Source organism: Bacteroidota bacterium (assembly GCA_019637975.1).
Lineage (GTDB): Bacteria > Bacteroidota > Ignavibacteria > UBA10030 > UBA6906 > CAADGV01.
In genome coordinates, this window is record JAHBUR010000003.1 from 25,346 (window position 1) to 42,578 (window position 17,233).

Here is a 17,233-nt window from a genome sequence, read left to right on the forward strand (position 1 = left end):
CATTCCGACGATGAAAGAGAAAGAAAATGTCATCGCTTAGCATTTACGTATTGCCGATTCTGCTTGCATTGCTGTTGGCTCCTTCGAATCAGCCTTCGAGCGCAAGTGCCGGACTGCGGATTCCTCCGATTGTCTTTCTGAGCCGCAACCCGCTTCCCGGCAACAGTGCTGGCGATGTTCCCGGCAGCGGTCCGACATTCCGAACTGCCATTGTTGGCGGCAAAATGCTGATACGGGAGAAGAACGGAACGATCCGAACGCTGGTCGACTCTGCCAAGCTTATCGACGTTGCCGACCCGTGTGTTTCGTGGGATGCAAAGAAGATCGTATTTTCCGGCGTGCAACATGCCGACAGCAGCTGGAGAATTTTTGAGATCGGCGTTAACGGTTCCGGATTACGGCAACTGACGTTCTCCGACAGGGAGATCGATTTGTCGCAATTCGGGGCAGCGGCTTCGTTGTTTGTCGGGTATGATGATTTTGATCCATGCTATCTTCCCAACGGAAAGATCGTGTTTGCCAGTACCCGGTATCCTTCGATGTCGATGATGGCGCAAGTCCGTGCCAGCAATTTGTACGTGATCGAGAATGAAGGGCGGGAATTGCGGCGCATAACGAGCGAGCGCAACGGCGCAGAAGAGCCGACAATCGATCCGGTGACCGGAAGGATTGTGTATGCGCGTTGGTGGGGCAACATCGACCGGCCCAGTAACAGTACACGAAACAATGTCTCCCGTGAAGATGATCATTCGCTAACAGATGACATCGGCAACATCTGGCATGCTGTTGCCATCAACCCGGACGGGGATATGCTGAAGCTGTATGCCGGATTTCTGCGGACACGCTACGGCACGCAAACATACAAACCGGAAGTGATGCGCGACGGGCGACTTCTCAGTACGTTCTCACCCCGAACATCGTTGGTCGGAAGTTCCGGGGGATGGGGGATTCGTTGGTTCAAGCCCGGCGCTGATTATGAGCGGCATGTTGTCGGCGTTAAATCCGACGAGTCGCTGCGCGGGCTTGCGGAGGTTTCGCCACCGTATGCGACTGACCCCGTCGAACTCTCGCCAACATCTATTCTCTTTTCCTATTCTGTAGATGGGATTGAATACGGGATTTATTCTTGCGACCTTCAGGGCCGGAATTTGAGCAAAGTCGTTGATTTTCCCGGCACGCTCGAATTGGAACCCCAGCTTGTCGTTACACGTCGGGTTCCGCCAATCGTTCCTGAGCAATTCACAACTCCCGTCTCCGACCTCCCTCCAACAGAAGATCCGGAAACCTACGCACGCAACGACTTCTTCCGCTTTGATTGCATGAACATCTTCACAAACGGAAAAGTGGACGAGCCCATGCCCGACGCTCCGAGAATTGCCCAGGATTTGACGATCCAGTTTTTCATGAACTCCCAGCGACAGAGCGGATTGCGTCCCGATCCATCAATCTTGCTCAAAACTGCTCCTGTTTTTTATATGGGAGGCGTGCATGAGCATGACGTTCCGGCGGAGGTTCCTTTGTTCGAACAGATTGTTGACAAAGAAGGAAAAGTCCTGGAAACAACTGACGGCAAGTTTGCTCATGTTGCCGGATTCAACTTCGAGCGGTTAGGCTCAGGCACGAAATGCGTGGGTTGTCACATCGGTCACTCGATACTCGAAGTTCCCAAGAATGGTGAAGATGCCGAGTGGTTTAATGCTTCCCCCTCCGCTCGTGTGACGGCAAGCTCAGAATTCCGCAATAATAGCGGTACATTATTTCCGGCCCGCAACGTTGTTGACCGCCAGGCCAGGGTAGGGGGTGATTCGGTTATTTGGGTTGCAGATGAGGGGAAAGGGTCATGGGTTGAATTGCATTGGGATATTCCAATTGAAGCCAGGCAGCTTGTTTTGTACAACATCCCGAAAAATTCTTCTGAGGGGACAACAATTTTGGTGCATCATTGTAAAATTCTGCTATATTATGACGGGAATGAAGTCAGAACACTATATCATACCGGCGGTCTCAGCACAGAAGGGGCTGCTGTTTCATTTCCACCTACCAAGATCGACGCCGCAAGGATAATTATCACTGATTACAGGGGAGCGATTCAACGCAGATCGCTTGCCGGTTTGGCAGAAGTAGAAACGATTGCAAGACTTTTTCTTCTAACATCACATCAACAATAACCTATACAGTATAGGAGTATCATGAAGAGACTCTTCTGCGTTCTCTTGGTGACGGTCTATGTCAGTGTGTTCGGCTACGCTGACGGATTTCTGCGCGTTCACTCGCCTAACGGTCTGCACGTGTGGGCAGTCGGATTCAACGGGCGTGTGTTTCAGTCGGTTGATGGCGGCGCAACCTGGAGCAACCACACGCAAGGAACCGGAACGTTGCGGGGTGTGCACGCGCTCGGCAGTAGTGTGTGGATTGTCGGCGACAACGGCAAGCATTTCTTTTCCTCAAACAGCGGGTCAACGTGGTCGGAACAAACGCTGAACGGCGCCGCTACGCTGAATGATATTGTGTTGATTGACAATCAAACAGGGTTTATCGTCGGGAACAGCGGAGTCATCTTCAAGACTATCAACGGCGGGGCGATATGGGAGTCGAAGACCTCCACCACGTCACAGAAGCTCAATGCCGTAGCGTTCTCAACACCGCAAATAGGATATGCAGTCGGCAACGCAGGGGTCGTTCTGAAAACAGTCGACGCAGGAGAGTCATGGAGCAGTATCGGGAATGCCGGATGGACGAATGACCTGACCGGTGTTTCAGTCAGCGGCTCGACAGTATATGTCACTGGCGTCAACGGCTTCTGCGTAAAGAGTGTCAACTCCGGCGCTTCATGGTCGGCACTGAATTTCATGACGGATTCCTATTCGGATGTAAACGCTGTATTTGCCAAGAGTGACAACGAAGCTGTTTTTGTCGGCGGGGGAGGCTACGTTCGCTTGACGAATAACGGGGGAACGACATTCACGTGGGGCCGGCACACGTTGCACGGCACATTGAATTCTGTCTTCTTTTATGATGCCATGAACGGCTGGGCGTGTTCAGACAAGAACAACGTAGTTCTCCGAACGACCGATGGTGGCGCGAACTGGAGTCTTCCGACAGGCACAACAGTCAGCATGAATTGGGTGCAGAAGTTGAGTATCAGTGCAACGGTTCGCGGAAATGCATTCAGCATGCATCCTTCCGACAAGAATATTATTTACTGCGCTCTCGGAACTCGAGTCTATGCAAGCTATGACCGAGGCGAAACATGGGTACAAATTGCGACAATGCCGGCCGGAGGTTCCAAAGTCAACTCGTTCTATGTTTCTCCCAAAGACTCCAATCTCTGGGTTGCCGCGTACGGTGCTCCCGACAGGATAGTTCGCACAACTGACCGCGGAGTGACCTGGACTGCAACCACACCTACAATGAACTTCTCCGAATACGGAATGCCGCTTGAGATGGATGGCTCGCATCCCGACACACTCATTTTCGGGCCGGAAGACGGGCATATCTGGCGCTCAACAGATTTCGGTGCAACCTGGACCGATTGGAGCAATCCCGGCTTCAGGAGCCCGTGCGACATTGTGGTTGTTCGCGATGAGCCTGATGTTATTTGGGTTGGAGATGGCGTTACCGGCAGCGGTCAGGGCCAGATGTTCAGGTCACGCGACGGAGGGCGAACATTCCAACTCATCTACACAACAACCGGATCGGAAATTCCGACAACCGTCGGGAGTTCGCTCGACAACAAGGTAGGATATGCAACAGCATGGGGTTCCGGCGGTGTCAACAAGACTGCAGATATGGGGTTGTCGTGGAATTCGGTGGCAACAACCGGATCGGCATGGGGCGTAGATATTGCCAAAGACGACCCGAACGTGATGATGTTTGGCGTGTATGGCGGCTCTACGTCGTATCTCTCGTCGAACGCCGCCTCCTCGTTCTTGACATCCCCTCTCACAGGCTCGAATTATGCAATTTTCGCCTACGATCGTGGAACCTTTCTGGCACAGCAAAGCGGTGGAATCTACAAGTACAACTTCACGTATGTTGTTCCGAGCAGCAACCTGCAGACGTTGGCTCTGACAGCTCCGAGCGGTGGAGAGATTTGGGCTTACGGCACAACGCGGAATATTGCCTGGAATTCAAGTAACATCGCAAATGTAAAGATCGAGTACAAAACGGCCCCGGCATCGGCCTGGCAAACCGTGGTGGCAAACACGCCCGGGGCAATGGGCACTTATGCGTGGCAAATCCCTGCCACCCCGACAACACAAGCCCGCGTGAGGATTTCAGACGTCGGCGACAACACCCCGATTGACAGCAGCCAGGGTGTTTTCTCGATTACGGTTGCCGCAATTTCGGCCCAGCCGGGTTCACTCGATTTCGGGTCTGTCGTAGTCGGTTCAACCGGCTCACAAATTCTCACACTTACCAATAATGGAACTGCTGCACTAATCGTGTCGAGCGTAACGGCCACCGATCCTGCGTTTATTGCGGGAAGAACGTCGTTCACAATTCCGGCAGGCCAATCGGATACGCTGTCGGTTCTTTTCTCGCCAGGTTCGGCACAGGCATTTGCCGCTCAACTCACAATCGGCTGCAATGTGCCGGGGAGCCCGTACGAAATTCCGGTATCGGGAACGGGGCTTTCGAATGCGACACTCGCCCTGCTTTCACCGAACGGCGGGGAAGTCTGGAATGTTAACTCGACACAGACGATCACATGGTCAGCGACAAATTTGGATAGAGTTGAGATTTCCTACAAAGCATCGCCAACCGGTAGTTGGATACGAATAGCGCAGAATGTCACCGCCGCGCTCGGGAGCTTTGAGTGGCTTGTTCCGAACGCGCCCTCTACGCAAGCACGTGTGATGATTGTTGACCGATCGAGCGGAACGTTGGTGGATTCCAGCGACGGGTTCTTCACAATTTTTGGCCCGACCTCGGTTGCCACGGGAGGGGTACCGACAGAGTTTGAATTGAGCCAGAACTATCCGAATCCTTTCAATCCCGCAACGACTATTGAATACGGAGTTCCGGAGGAAGCATTTGTGAGTCTGAAAGTGTATAATATGATCGGGCAGGAAGTTGCAACTCTTGTGAATGAACGTCAATCGGCGGGTCGCTACGTTGCCACGTTCGATGCGCAGAAACTCACAGGTTCCACGGCGAGCGGTATGTACTTCTACAGATTCACTGCCGGAAGTGTTATTGAGATCAGAAAAATGATGTTGCTCAAGTAAAATATTCAGAACATACAACAAAGTAGTCCCGAAATAGTGTTGGGACTACTTTTTTTTGTTTCCCAGGAGAAGAAAAATGCAAAAGATGATTGGCATCGCGTCCATTGTGATGCTTGCACTATTTTGTGGATTTGAACTCTACCATCAACTCGGGATGGTACACGCGACGCAGAAGAACGGATTCGGATGTATCTGCCACGGCTTCACGCCTGACGATTCGGTAAAGGTGTGGATTTCGGGGCCCGACTCACTCGTTGCAGGACAAGAGGGCCTGTACGAGGTACATGTTGCACGCAGGCAGAACATTGCCGCAGGATTCAACGTTGCTTCATATTTTGGCGCGCTGGGTGTCGTTGATACAGTTGGTACGCAGCTCATGACGGAATCGCCGGGAATCGACAGCCTCGAACTTACGCACAAGGCGCCGCCGCGTCCGGCCAACGGCAGAGATACTATTTCATGGGCTTTTTCTTATACTGCTCCGTTTACTGCAGGCGTGGTCGACACACTCTATTCTGCGGGGAATTCAGTTGATCTCGACTTCACCCCCGACGGCGACGGTTGGAATTTCGGGCAGAAGTTTCTCGTCAGGGTTGTGGGGGCAAGTTCTGTGGGCAATCCGGGTGTGCCGCGCGGGTTCATGCTTCTGCAAAACTACCCGAATCCATTCAATCCTTCAACAACAATCCGGTATGAAATCCCCGTTGAAGCCAAAGTCGAGTTGAAAGTGTTTGATGCAGCCGGCAGGCAGGTAAGTACTCTGGTAGACGAGCGGAAAAGTTCAGGGACATACGAAGCAGTGTTCGGTCAGGACGCAACCAAACACCTTTCAAGCGGAGTGTATCTGTACCGCCTTGCAGTTATTCCCACCGCCGTGGTGCACAACAAGGGCTACATAAAGGCGAGGAAGATGTTGCTGGTGAAGTGACGGCAGGTTTATGGGATTGTTGTCAGATAGCCGACAGTTTTAATGAGTTCATCAACCATGCTGGACTTGCGAATCAGCGCAACGTGAGCGTGTTTGCGAACATAGTTGATCTTATCCCCGTCGTCGGTTGATGTGAGGAACACAAAGGGGATGTTGCGATAGGAATCACTTTCAGAAAACCGGGCATGGAAGGCAATGCCATTCATGACAGGCATTTCGATATCGGAGACGATGATATCGACATTGTGTTCAGTGAGAAGATGAAGTGCATCGAAGCCGTTTTGAGCCATCAATACCCGGTACTGATGAACCTCAAGCAGATCCCTCACCACTTCAATGAACAGCGGGTCATCGTCAACGAGTAGAACAGTTTTCGGCATGAGCGTGATATGTTGTGAGACTGAAACGCCTCCGAAGGAAAATAGGTATTGACAGACAGGCATTCAACGAAAAAGATTTGCGACTATCGCAAGTAGAAAAATTTCAGCGAAATTGTATCTGTGACATTATTCAAGTAGATTCAAAAGAAATTGAATTCAGCCGCGGCATTGTTCCGTAGCCGGCGTGACAAGAATATCACTGGGAGAATGACGAATTTGCAAGGGGATTGTTCTAATCCAGCCGCGTGCAGCCCCGGATTTCTGCCGGGCAAGCCAAGTCAGCGGTTGCGTTCTCCTTCTTTTCCCGCGCCAAACTCACAGAAAACGCGGAGTGTAATCGTCCCCGCCTGCGATCCATCCGGCATCGTTGGAAGTGAAGTCTGTTAGTGACGCCGCCACATTCTGAAACGCCAAACTAACTCTGAACCAACTCTTTCACCATGAGCCTGTTACAGACTATTCTTCTTGCCATTATCGAAGGCCTTACCGAGTTTCTTCCTGTTTCCAGCACGGCACACATGCGTTTCGCGAATCCGCTGATTGGCGTTCATCCCGATGCATTCATCGACATGTTTCAGGTTGTGATACAACTCGCGGCGATGTTGTCGGTGGTGACAATCTACTGGCGGAAATTCTTCGATATCAACCGTATGACGTTTTACGGAAAACTCATCGTTGCAGTAATACCGGCATTGATTGGCGGCTACTTCCTGAAGACCTACATCGGGTTGGCGTTGAATAACCTGATGTTCATTGCGTGTGTGATGATTGCCGGGGGCATAGCCTTGGTGTTTGTGGATCGTTTCTATTCCGAAGGTGCAATCCACGAGGAAAAAGAAATTACGTATACCCGCGCATTTATTATTGGTTGCTTTCAGGTGCTGAGTATTGTGTTTCCGGGCTTGAGTAGAAGCGCCGCGACGATCATCGGCGGAATGAGCCAGCGGCTCTCCCGAAGCCTCGCAGCCGAGTTCTCGTTCTTTCTTGCCGTGCCGACGATGTTTGCCGCTTCCGTGAAAAGTTTCCTCGATGTGTACAACGAACATCCGGATGTTCTCGTCAGAGAAAATTACATAACCCTTGGAATCGGAGCCGTAATCTCCTACTTGGTGGCCCTGCTGGCTATTGAGTTGTTTATCGGGTATCTCAAGAAGCACGGTTTCAAGGTTTTTGGATGGTATAGAATAGCCTTGGGTTCGGTGGTGCTAATTCTCCTTCTCACCGGTCATATGCAGTAACTATTGACGAGTCAGCATGAGTGGCGGTATGTCAACCCGTCGGATTACAATTACGGCTCTGCTCGGTGCAGTGGGTATAGCCCTCTTTGTTGTTGAGTCCTACATTCCCATGCCCCTGCCTTTCCTGAAGATAGGGCTTGCGAATATCTCGAGTGTGCTCGCTTTGCTGATGCTCGGACCATCCGCTGCGCTCGGCGTCGTCGCTCTCCGCGTCACTGTCGGGTCGTTGCTCGTCGGAACGTTTCTCAGTCCCGCCTTTGTTCTCGCTTCTGCAGCCGGGATGATATCCGCAGGGGCGATGGCACTCACCAAAGGTACCACGAAAACTCTCTTCAGCGCGCTTGGCCTCAGCCTTATCGGGTCGGTGGTGCATGTTGTTGTTCAATTGGTGATTGTTCGATTCGTGTATGTGCAGAATGCGGCCGTCTTTAATCTGATTCCGCTGCTTCTGCTGACTGCCCTTATTGGCGGATTCGTGGTCGGGTTGATATCGCTTCGACTCATTACATCGCTGAAAGAGGTTCGGCTATGAAGGGAAGAATTACGTGGGGAGATAAGGTATTAGCCATCGGGTTGGCGTTGTGTACACTCGGAAGTTTCTTCGGATTGCAATATATCAGCCACCCGGGATCGACAGTGATTGTTGAATTGAAAGATCTCGTCGTGTACAAAAGTAGTCTCGCAGAAAACCGAAAGATCACAGTCCGTGGTGACTATGGTGATGTCAGGATTCAAGTCAACGAAGGCAGGGTAGCGGTAGTTCATGCAGATTGTCCCAACAAAGTCTGCGTGCGGACAGGGTGGCGTTCGCTGGCGGGGGATGCCATTATCTGTGTTCCGAACCGCGTTCTTATTCGGATTGTTGGAGCGCAAACAAAACACATTCGGGGGATAACTGGATGAAGCCATTGTTGCTCGCCGTAACTGTAGCAGTAAGTTTCTCCTCATGCACACGTGATGAAATCCGTCCGCATTCACGTCAATCAACGGCAATGGAGACGTATATTTCGGTCACAACCTATGATGGCAACCTATCGCAGCACGATGCGTATGCGCTTATCGATTCCGCTTTTGCGGAGATCCACCGTATTGAGTACCTCATGACGGACTACTCCGAATCAAGCGATATCGGAACAATCAACCGCCTGGCCGGCAAAGATACGGTGGAAGTTTCCGATGAGGTCGCGTCTCTGCTTCGGACATCTCTTTCTCTTTCTCAGCAATCTGCCGGAGCGTTTGATGTTTCTATCGGCGCAATCGTCAGAGCATGGGATTTTCTTTCCTCCGAACCGGAAGTTCCTTCACGATCGAAAATCAGGATGCTGTTGCGGCTGACGGGATTCAAAAACGTGATGGTTGATGGCAGCAGAGTATTCTTGTCACAGAAAGGCATGCGTCTTGACCTTGGCGGTATTGCAAAAGGATATGCCGTTGACAGGGCTGTCGAAATTCTGAAACGCAACGGAGTGAAGCATGCCATTGTAGATATTGGAGGGAACCTCGGAGTCTGGTGGGAAGGAACAACGAGTGTCGACTCCACCGTTGCCGAAATCCTTGTCCGACATCCGCGGAAAGAGGGAAAGTACTTCGGCTCGTTGAAAGTGGGTACCGCAGGCGTTTCGACATCGGGTGACTATCAGAGATCTTTCTTCCATGATGGCGTTCGGTATCATCATATCATCGATCCTGCAACGGGCCATCCGGCGCGTGATGTTGTAAGCGTTACCATTATTGCCGGCGATGCACTCAATGCCGACGCTCTCTCAACCCTCGTGTTCGTGTTGGGACGGGAGAAGGGGATGGACTTCATCAAGCATCGTGAAGATGTTGAGGGGATAATTGTATGGGAGGAAGAAGGCGATCTTTATTACGAACTCTCTCCAGGATTGCAGGGAAAATTCACGCGTGCCGATGATTAGTGTCGATTCTGTCACCTACCGGTATCCCGGCAGCGATTGCGATTCGTTGAATGATGTCAGTGCAGCGTTTCAGTCGGCATCGTTCGCGGCCATCATGGGCGCCAATGGCTCAGGGAAAAGCACGCTCGCCCGGATGCTCAATGGCCTGCTCATTCCCGCTACCGGCAACATCATTGTCGATGGTATGTCAACAGCCGACTCAGGCTCGCTATCTGCAATCAGGAGAAAGGTGGGTTTGGTCTTTCAAGATCCGAACCTGCAAATGACCTCCCCGACCGTTGAGCGGGAACTCGCCTTCGGTTTGCAGAACCTCGGGATTCCGCCTGATGAAATCCGCTCGAGGGTCGAGATCGAACTGGAATCCCTGAACCTCGTGTCGCGACGCTATTCACCGCCGTCAATGCTTTCGGGAGGTGAAAAGCTACGCCTCATCCTATCGGCCGTACTCATGCTGCAACCCGACTATCTTGTTCTTGATGAAACCACTTCATTTCTTTCTCCTGCCTCACGCAAGCAACTCTTGACAAAGCTCATCGAGTTGAACAACTCACGGCGTATGGGGATTGTTCTCATAACACAATTCCTTGAAGAGGCGATGATGGCCGACCGACTTGCCATCCTCGACCGGGGTTACCTTGCTTACCACGGTACTCCCGGCGATACACTCCGGAAGAAAGAATGGCTCGCCTCACTGGGAATTTTCATCCCCGCAGAATTTCGTTTGCCGGTATGAATCTCTCTCTCGTCGATATTAGCTTCTCGTATTCGTCGAAGGCGTTCTCACCTCGGCGAGTGCTTGATTGCATTAACCTTTCCGTGCAATCGGGAGAATGCGTTGCGATTGTTGGAGAAGAGGGAGCCGGCAAAAGCACGCTGCTGCAATTGATGAACGGCCTGCTGAAGCCCGATTCTGGAACTGTCTCAGTCGATGGTGATGATATTTGGACAAATCCAAGGCGTCAACGTAAAATGCGACAGAATGTTGGATTTGCGTTTCAGTTTCCCGAGCAACAATTCTTCTGCGAAACCGTGTTCGATGAACTCCTGTTTACATCTCGCAATATGGGGCACAAAAGCGATAAGACGAGAGAGGATTGCATCGAAGTACTGCGGCAACTGGGGCTTGATGAGAGAGTTCTGGTCCGCTCCCCTTTTTCTTTGAGTATGGGAGAAGCCCGCCGCGTGGCTCTTGCAAGCCTGCTAGTTCATGATCCTCAGGTGTTCTTGCTTGATGAACCAACCGCAGGATTGGATGGTTTTGGGATGGACATTGTGATGTCCTTGTTTGCAAGGCTGAAATCACGAGGTCGGACAATTGTATTTGCTTCACACGAGAAAGAACTGATTTCTCGAGTCGCATCCCGGGTAGCGAAGCTTGCGGAGGGCAATCTGAAATCGGATTATCGTGTTACTGAATCCTTGTCAGTAACATGACCAGAAGCGGAAGACACAGGAGAAACAGAAGAGTCATCCAATCCGCTAAACCCATCTTCCTTATCCTGATTGACGTGCGCCGTGCAGCCGGATCGTAGCAGCGCGCATCCATTGCATCTGCCAGATGTTGTGATGCCCGGAAAGCTGCAACGAACAGAGGTAACGCCGCCTCGGATGCAAATCGTACCTGGCTTGTGAACGAGGAATCAACGTCTGCACCTCTCGCCCGCTGAGCCGCCTTGATTCTCTGCGCTGATTGAATGAGCAGCGGAACGAAGTTCATCGTCAACCCAAAAACGGATATGAAGGAACCCAATCTGCTTTGAAAAGGTGAGAGAAACTCTTCGATGCTGTCAACGATATCGGCAACTCTCGTCGTGCGCGTAAAGACGAACGAAAGCAGCAATACAATCCCCAGCCGTGCCGAGAGTGCCAGGCCATCAAGTACTCCTTCCTTTGTGAGATACACTCCTGCAAATTCATACAACACAATGCCGCTTACCGTTACCGCGTTGATGCAGGTTATGAACAACACAAACCAGAGTATTTTCCTGAGTTGTTTTGCCGCTGTGCGAAATGAGATGGGTGACAATCCCAGAGCCAAAAACGTAATGCATCCGTATGCCGCAAGCATCCGATAATCTGTTGTAAACAGAATTTGTGCGCTGAGAAGGAACAACGCAAGCAGCTTTGTCTTTGCGTCGAGGTTCTCAAGAAATCTCCGGTGAAATTGCATAATTACAGTTCGCTCCCGCTGAAAAGAAGGTAGAAAAAAAAAACCTGAAGTCCATCAGGTAAAGGCGCCTTTACAAGGCAATTCCTTTTTGGCAGGACGACGCGCGGGTGACGCCTAACACATGGATGCAGGTTCGTTTTTGCTATCATGAAACCGCACCGATCTTCCTCCCCTTCAGCAAACAAAATTTCTCGGAGACTTTTTCTTCATGCATCTGCCCGAAGCAAGCACGACAGTATTTGTCGACAATCCATATCACAAAGCAAAAATAGAACACTACCTTGAGCGAGCGGAGGATCTCTTTCGGATGGCGCGCTACAAGCAAGCGCAGAAAATGCTCGGATCGGTTTTTGCACTTGATCCGGAAGATCGTTCTGGACAGGCTCTGCAAAAGGCAATTTCTGCGGCCTTGTCGAACCTTCATTCGGTTTCTTCCCACTTCTCGAATCACAGCAACGGACATGCAAAGCAATTCCGGCGCGGAGAAGTTGTGCTTGTTGTCGATCAGGACGAACGCGTGTTGATATCGCTTGCCGGCACGCTTCACAAGTACGGTTTTGGGGCAATAGGCGCCGGCGGTCTTGAAGAGGCAATTGATGCGCTCTCCACGTTCAAACCGAGCTTGATCATTTCAGAAGTGAACTTCGAAAGCGGGTCGATCGGCTATGATTTGTATCTGTGGATCAGGCACAATGAGGAACTCGGCGCAACGCCGTTTCTGTATCTGGCCACTCGTGTCACGCGTGAAATGCTCATCGCCGGAAGGCGAATGGGTGTTGATGAGTTCATCGTCAAGCCGCTTGACGAAGAGGTTGTGATGGCTTCGATCCTGCACTGTCTCTCCCGGCGCAAAAAGAAAGTCGCCTGACGCATCACAAAGAAATTTCAATCAGAAAGCCGGCGGAACCGTTCCACCGGCTTTCTTGCTTTTCCCTGCTCGTCTTCGTACCTTTTTCAAGCATTTATGACAATTCTTCCATGTCTAAACTCATTGTAAACGAGATTTTCTTCAGCATCCAGGGTGAATCCGGTTTTGCCGGAATGCCATGCGTGTTTGTACGTTTGACGGGCTGCAATTTGCGTTGCGTGTGGTGTGACACGGAGTATGCCTTCTACGAAGGCCGGCAAATGTCGATGGAGGAGATACTTGCAAAAGTCGAATCATATAACTGCAAGCTGGTTGAAGTCACAGGGGGCGAGCCGTTGGTGCAGGAAGGTGTTCATGATTTGATGACGACTCTGTGCGATCGGGGTTTTGAAGTGTTGCTGGAAACAAGCGGGAGCATCAGTATTGCCGGCGTTGACAGTCGGGTAAGAAGGATTGTCGATATCAAATGTCCAGGCAGCGGAATGGTGAAGGAAAATCTGTGGGAGAATATCGAATTCCTAACAGCGCAGGACGAAGTCAAGTTCGTTGTCGGCAGCAAGGATGATTTCCAGTGGACTGTTGACGTTATACGACGCTACGAGTTGGAGAAGAAATGTCCGATTTTCCTGTCACCTGTGTTTGGCGACGTTCAACCGATTGAATTGGCGGATTGGATTCTGGAAAGCGGAATTCCGGCTCGATTGCAGTTGCAGATGCACAAGTATATTTGGGAGCCTGAGACGAGAAGCGTATGAGCAAGCGACCCTTGGCCGTAATTCTTGCAAGCGGGGGAATGGACAGTTGCGTTACAGCGGCAATTGCTTCGCAAGAATATGACCTTGCGTTCCTCCACCTGAACTACGGGCAGCGAACGGAAGGTCGTGAGATGCGGGCATTCAATGCGATCGCCGATCATTTTAGTGCCGCCGACAGACTTGTTGTTTCCATGGATCATCTTTCCAAAATCGGGGGGTCGAGTCTTACGGATGCTGCCGTTCCTGTGTCGAAGGCGGATCTGCTCAAAACGTCAATCCCGACGTCATACGTGCCGTTTCGAAATGCCAACATGCTGGCCGTTGCTGTAAGTTGGGCCGAAGTGTTGGGGTCTCCTTCGATTTTTGTCGGAGCTGTGCAGGAGGATTCCTCGGGTTATCCTGATTGCCGGCGGGAGTTCTATGACGCATTCGAAAACGTCATCGAGGCCGGCACAAAGCCATCTACCAACATAACGATCAGTACGCCGATTATTCATCTCTCCAAGATGGAAATTGTCTTGCAGGGAATTGCATTAGGTGCTCCGCTGCATCTGACATGGTCGTGTTATCTGAACGAGGAGGTTGCCTGCGGCGTGTGCGACAGTTGTGCGTTACGGCTGCGGGGATTTCAACTTGCCGGGATTCCCGACCCGATTCCATACGCACACCGTCCGGTATACGCCTGACAAATACTCACTCATTTTCAATCGAATAAGACAGACAAGGTGAATTATGGAACACTTTAAGGATAGCATCTATAAACTAATTATTGAGACATCCACCAACCTGCCGCCGGATGTCCGTAGGGCGCTGGCGCGCACGATGGAAACCGAGAAACCTGACTCGCAATCTGGTCTTGCGTTGCAGACTATTGCCATCAACGTTGATATGGCGTGCTCAGACGTTGCCCCTATTTGCCAGGATACGGGCATGTTGACATTTGAGATTCATTGCCCGGTCGACGCAAATCAGATTACCATGAAGCGGAAGATTTTGGAAGCAATTGCCGACGCAACGAAGAACGGCAAGCTCCGCCCCAATTCCGTGAATTCGCTGACTGGAAAAAACAGCGGCAACAACCTCGGTGAAGGTACGCCCGTCGTTCACTTCGAGCAGTGGGAGAGAGATGAAGTCGATGTTCGTCTTCTGCTGAAAGGCGGCGGATGCGAGAACAAGAATATCCAGTATTCGCTCCCGGCAGAATTGCCGAATCTCGGTCGTGCAGACCGGAGTCTCGAAGGAGTGCGCAAAGCCATTATGCACGCAGTCTTTCAGGCACAAGGACAGGGTTGCAGTGTTGGCGCAATCGGTGTTGGTATCGGAGGCGATAGAACATCGGGCTATGCGCTGGCGAAGAAGCAACTCTTCCGTTCGCTGGATGATGTGAATTCGAATCCTGACTTGGCGAAGCTTGAGGCCAGAATCCTTGAAGACGCCAACAAACTGGGCATCGGGACGATGGGTTTCGGCGGACAAGCGACGCTGATTGGCTGCAAGATAGGCGCATACAACAGGCTTCCGGCCAGCTTTTTCGTCAGCGTGGCGTACGATTGCTGGGCGTTCCGCAGGCTCGGTGTTGTGCTTGACGGAAGCACGGGCGCCATCAAGCGATGGCTGTACAAAGACGAAACACCTTCCGTCAAAATGGCCAAGCATGAGGGATTGCCTATCACAGGGCGTGAGGTATCACTGACAACCCCCCTCTCCGAAGCGCAAGTACGCTCGCTCAAGGTCGGTGATGTTGTGCTGCTGAACGGCGAGATGCATATGGGCCGCGACATGATTCATCATCACTTGATGACGCATGACTCGCCGGTAGAACTTGACGGAGCCGCGCTGTACCATTGCGGACCTGTGGCTCTGAAAGAAAACGGCAAATGGGTGATGGGAGCTGCCGGGCCTACAACAAGCATTCGCGAAGAGCCATATCAAGGCAATATCATAAAGAAATTCGGAATACGTGCTGTGATCGGCAAGGGAGGAATGGGGGCGAAGACGCTTGCGGCTATGAAGGAGTTCGGCGCCGTGTATCTGAATGCCATCGGCGGGGCGGCGCAATTCTATACGAAATGCATCACCGAAGTCCGGGGCGTCGACTTCCTTGAGGAATTCGGCGTGCCCGAGGCGATGTGGCACATTACTGTGAAGGATTTTCCGGCGATCGTTACGATGGACGCTCACGGCAACAGCCTGCATGCCGATGTGGAAAAAGCATCAGCCGAAGAGTTGAAGAAGTTCGCGGAAGTGTAAAGGCCGGTTACAGAAACTCAGTTCATTGACAACTCATATCATCAATCAACCCAGGAGAAGCATCATGCTCAGCAAGACAATCCTCAACGCGTTCGATACCCAGATCAAGAATGAACTTGAGGCGGCATACCTGTACCTATCAATGTCCTCGTACTGTAATGCGTCGAACTTTCCGGGCTTCGGCAAATGGCTTCGCGCCCAAGCGCAGGAGGAACTGGGGCACGGGATGAAGCTGTTCGACTACGTGCATCATCGCGGAAGTAATGCAACGCTGCAAGCAATTGCAGAACCGAAAGCGATGTTCAAGAATATTGTCGAAGTGTTTGATGTTGTTTACGAGCATGAACAGAAGGTTACCGGACTGATTCACAAGCTCTACGAGGCGGCTTTGAAGGAGAACGACTATGCCAGCCAGATCGAGCTGCAATGGTTCATCACGGAACAGGTGGAAGAAGAACAAACGGCATCGATGATTGTCGAGCAGCTGAAGATGATCGGAGACAACAAAGCAATGCTTTTGATGATGGATCGACAGATGGGCGTCCGCGGGGCCGCGTAACGGGTTCGTACCCTGATGAAAACGGTAGAGATGTTCAATTGAATGTCTCTATCATTTTTTTTCTGCGGGAGTTGTTGAAACCCTAATACAGCACAACCTCCGGCATATCCGGAATCAAACCCCTCTCAAATCCCTTTTTGAACAACAACTCAAGGGCTTGCTTCCCCTTCTCGCCCATATCAATCGTCACGTCGCTCACATACATCTTCACAAACTTCTCCCCGAGTGCGTAGTCAATCCCGCGTCCCCATTGCATGGCGTAGGGAATTGATTCGTTCTGATGATTGTAGCCGTACGCAATGCTGGCCTTCAATCCCTCAGAGAGTTTCCTTGCCATCGCTTCACCCAAATCCTTCCGCACGACATCAAGTCCGAGGGGAAGTGGAAGTCCGTTGGTTTCTTTCTCCCAAAACTCTCCAAAGTCGAGAACCTTGTTGTAGCCCAACGACTGGTATGTAATCTGCCCCTCGTGAATGAGCAGGCCGGCGTCAACATTGCCGCTATCGACTTCTTCCATGATCTTGTCGAACGGCATATCAAGATTGTTGATTCCTTCCGTGAATGTTTTGAACAACAGCGTGGCCGTTGTGAGCGGGCCGGGCGTGCCGACTGTCTTCCCTTTTAAGTCATGCAGGGACTTGTATTTACGGGAGATGATCACCGGGCCGTATCCTTCGCCCATGCTGGCGCCGGTTTTCATGATCCAGTATTTGTCGGCAACGTAAGGAAATGCATGAGCCGAGATCGCGGTAACTTCAAGCTCTGCTTTCATTGCCCGTTCGTTCAACGATTGGATATCTTCGAGGAGATGTTCGATGACGATGCCGTCAAGTTTGACTTTACCGCTGGCAAGTCCGTAAAACATGAAGGCATCGTCGGGGTCGGGACTGTGTCCGACTTTGATTACTCTATCCGCCATAAGTCACGTTGTTGAT

Annotated in this window: 17 protein-coding genes; 14 read left to right on the forward strand and 3 right to left on the reverse strand. The window is 51.4% G+C overall.

Annotated elements, in window-relative coordinates; all coding sequences use genetic code 11:
- The first annotated feature begins 26 nt into the window (after positions 1-26).
- The 3 genes from KF749_02010 to KF749_02020 all read left to right on the forward strand — a co-directional run bounded on the left by KF749_02010 (position 27) and on the right by KF749_02020 (position 6,159).
- Complete coding sequence (locus tag KF749_02010) at positions 27-2,168, forward strand: hypothetical protein (protein ID MBX2989922.1); 2,142 nt, start codon at positions 27-29, stop codon at positions 2,166-2,168.
- Between the two features lie 21 nt (positions 2,169-2,189).
- On the forward strand, positions 2,190-5,231 hold the full coding sequence (locus tag KF749_02015; protein ID MBX2989923.1) for a choice-of-anchor D domain-containing protein: 3,042 nt from the start codon (positions 2,190-2,192) through the stop codon (positions 5,229-5,231).
- Positions 5,232-5,307: 76 nt separating this feature from the next.
- Positions 5,308-6,159 carry a T9SS type A sorting domain-containing protein gene (locus KF749_02020; GenBank protein ID MBX2989924.1) on the forward strand — a complete coding sequence of 284 codons (852 nt, stop codon included), beginning with the start codon at positions 5,308-5,310 and terminating at the stop codon, positions 6,157-6,159.
- A gap of 8 nt (positions 6,160-6,167) precedes the next feature.
- Here the strand turns inward: KF749_02020 and KF749_02025 are convergent, their stop codons facing one another.
- The gene (locus tag KF749_02025; protein ID MBX2989925.1) at positions 6,168-6,539 is read right to left on the reverse strand and encodes a response regulator; all 372 of its coding nucleotides are present in this window, start codon (positions 6,537-6,539) and stop codon (positions 6,168-6,170) included.
- A 440-nt stretch (positions 6,540-6,979) separates the two neighbouring features.
- Between KF749_02025 and KF749_02030 the strand changes: the two genes are divergently transcribed.
- From KF749_02030 to KF749_02055, 6 genes are read left to right on the forward strand one after another with little or no spacing between them, the layout of a single operon-like run.
- A complete protein-coding gene (locus KF749_02030; GenBank protein ID MBX2989926.1) occupies positions 6,980-7,777 on the forward strand; it encodes an undecaprenyl-diphosphate phosphatase in 798 nt (265 codons plus the stop codon).
- Between the two features lie 28 nt (positions 7,778-7,805).
- Positions 7,806-8,309, forward strand: a complete 504-nt coding sequence (locus KF749_02035) for a Gx transporter family protein (GenBank protein MBX2989927.1) — start codon at positions 7,806-7,808, stop codon at positions 8,307-8,309.
- A complete protein-coding gene (locus tag KF749_02040) occupies positions 8,306-8,680 on the forward strand; it encodes a NusG domain II-containing protein (protein MBX2989928.1) in 375 nt (124 codons plus the stop codon). The genes KF749_02035 and KF749_02040 overlap by 4 nt, the downstream gene beginning before the upstream one ends.
- Positions 8,677-9,696, forward strand: a complete 1,020-nt coding sequence (locus tag KF749_02045; GenBank protein ID MBX2989929.1) for an FAD:protein FMN transferase — start codon at positions 8,677-8,679, stop codon at positions 9,694-9,696. Before KF749_02040 ends, KF749_02045 begins: the two co-directional genes overlap by 4 nt.
- Entirely contained in the window at positions 9,683-10,429 is a 747-nt protein-coding gene (locus KF749_02050) for an ATP-binding cassette domain-containing protein (protein MBX2989930.1), read from the forward strand. The genes KF749_02045 and KF749_02050 overlap by 14 nt, the downstream gene beginning before the upstream one ends.
- Positions 10,375-11,130 carry an ATP-binding cassette domain-containing protein gene (locus KF749_02055; protein ID MBX2989931.1) on the forward strand — a complete coding sequence of 252 codons (756 nt, stop codon included), beginning with the start codon at positions 10,375-10,377 and terminating at the stop codon, positions 11,128-11,130. Before KF749_02050 ends, KF749_02055 begins: the two co-directional genes overlap by 55 nt.
- Here the strand turns inward: KF749_02055 and KF749_02060 are convergent.
- Positions 11,105-11,866 carry an energy-coupling factor transporter transmembrane protein EcfT gene (locus KF749_02060; GenBank protein MBX2989932.1) on the reverse strand — a complete coding sequence of 254 codons (762 nt, stop codon included), beginning with the start codon at positions 11,864-11,866 and terminating at the stop codon, positions 11,105-11,107. The genes KF749_02055 and KF749_02060 overlap by 26 nt on opposite strands.
- Positions 11,867-12,074: 208 nt before the next feature.
- Between KF749_02060 and KF749_02065 the strand changes: the two genes are divergently transcribed.
- The 5 genes from KF749_02065 (at position 12,075) to KF749_02085 (ending at position 16,298) form a co-directional block, all read left to right on the forward strand.
- Entirely contained in the window at positions 12,075-12,734 is a 660-nt protein-coding gene (locus tag KF749_02065; protein ID MBX2989933.1) for a response regulator, read from the forward strand.
- A 110-nt stretch (positions 12,735-12,844) separates the two neighbouring features.
- Entirely contained in the window at positions 12,845-13,489 is a 645-nt protein-coding gene (locus KF749_02070; GenBank protein ID MBX2989934.1) for a radical SAM protein, read from the forward strand.
- Positions 13,486-14,175 carry a 7-cyano-7-deazaguanine synthase QueC gene (gene queC / locus KF749_02075; GenBank protein ID MBX2989935.1) on the forward strand — a complete coding sequence of 230 codons (690 nt, stop codon included), beginning with the start codon at positions 13,486-13,488 and terminating at the stop codon, positions 14,173-14,175. Before KF749_02070 ends, queC begins: the two co-directional genes overlap by 4 nt.
- Positions 14,176-14,221: 46 nt before the next feature.
- Complete coding sequence (locus KF749_02080) at positions 14,222-15,739, forward strand: fumarate hydratase (GenBank protein MBX2989936.1); 1,518 nt, start codon at positions 14,222-14,224, stop codon at positions 15,737-15,739.
- 64 nt (positions 15,740-15,803) lie between these two features.
- Positions 15,804-16,298, forward strand: coding sequence for a ferritin (locus tag KF749_02085; GenBank protein ID MBX2989937.1), 495 nt, complete (start codon positions 15,804-15,806; stop codon positions 16,296-16,298).
- An 82-nt stretch (positions 16,299-16,380) separates the two neighbouring features.
- Here KF749_02085 and KF749_02090 read toward each other — a convergent pair whose 3' ends face one another.
- Entirely contained in the window at positions 16,381-17,217 is an 837-nt protein-coding gene (locus tag KF749_02090; GenBank protein MBX2989938.1) for an ABC transporter substrate-binding protein, read from the reverse strand.
- Between the last annotated feature and the right edge of the window lie 16 nt (positions 17,218-17,233).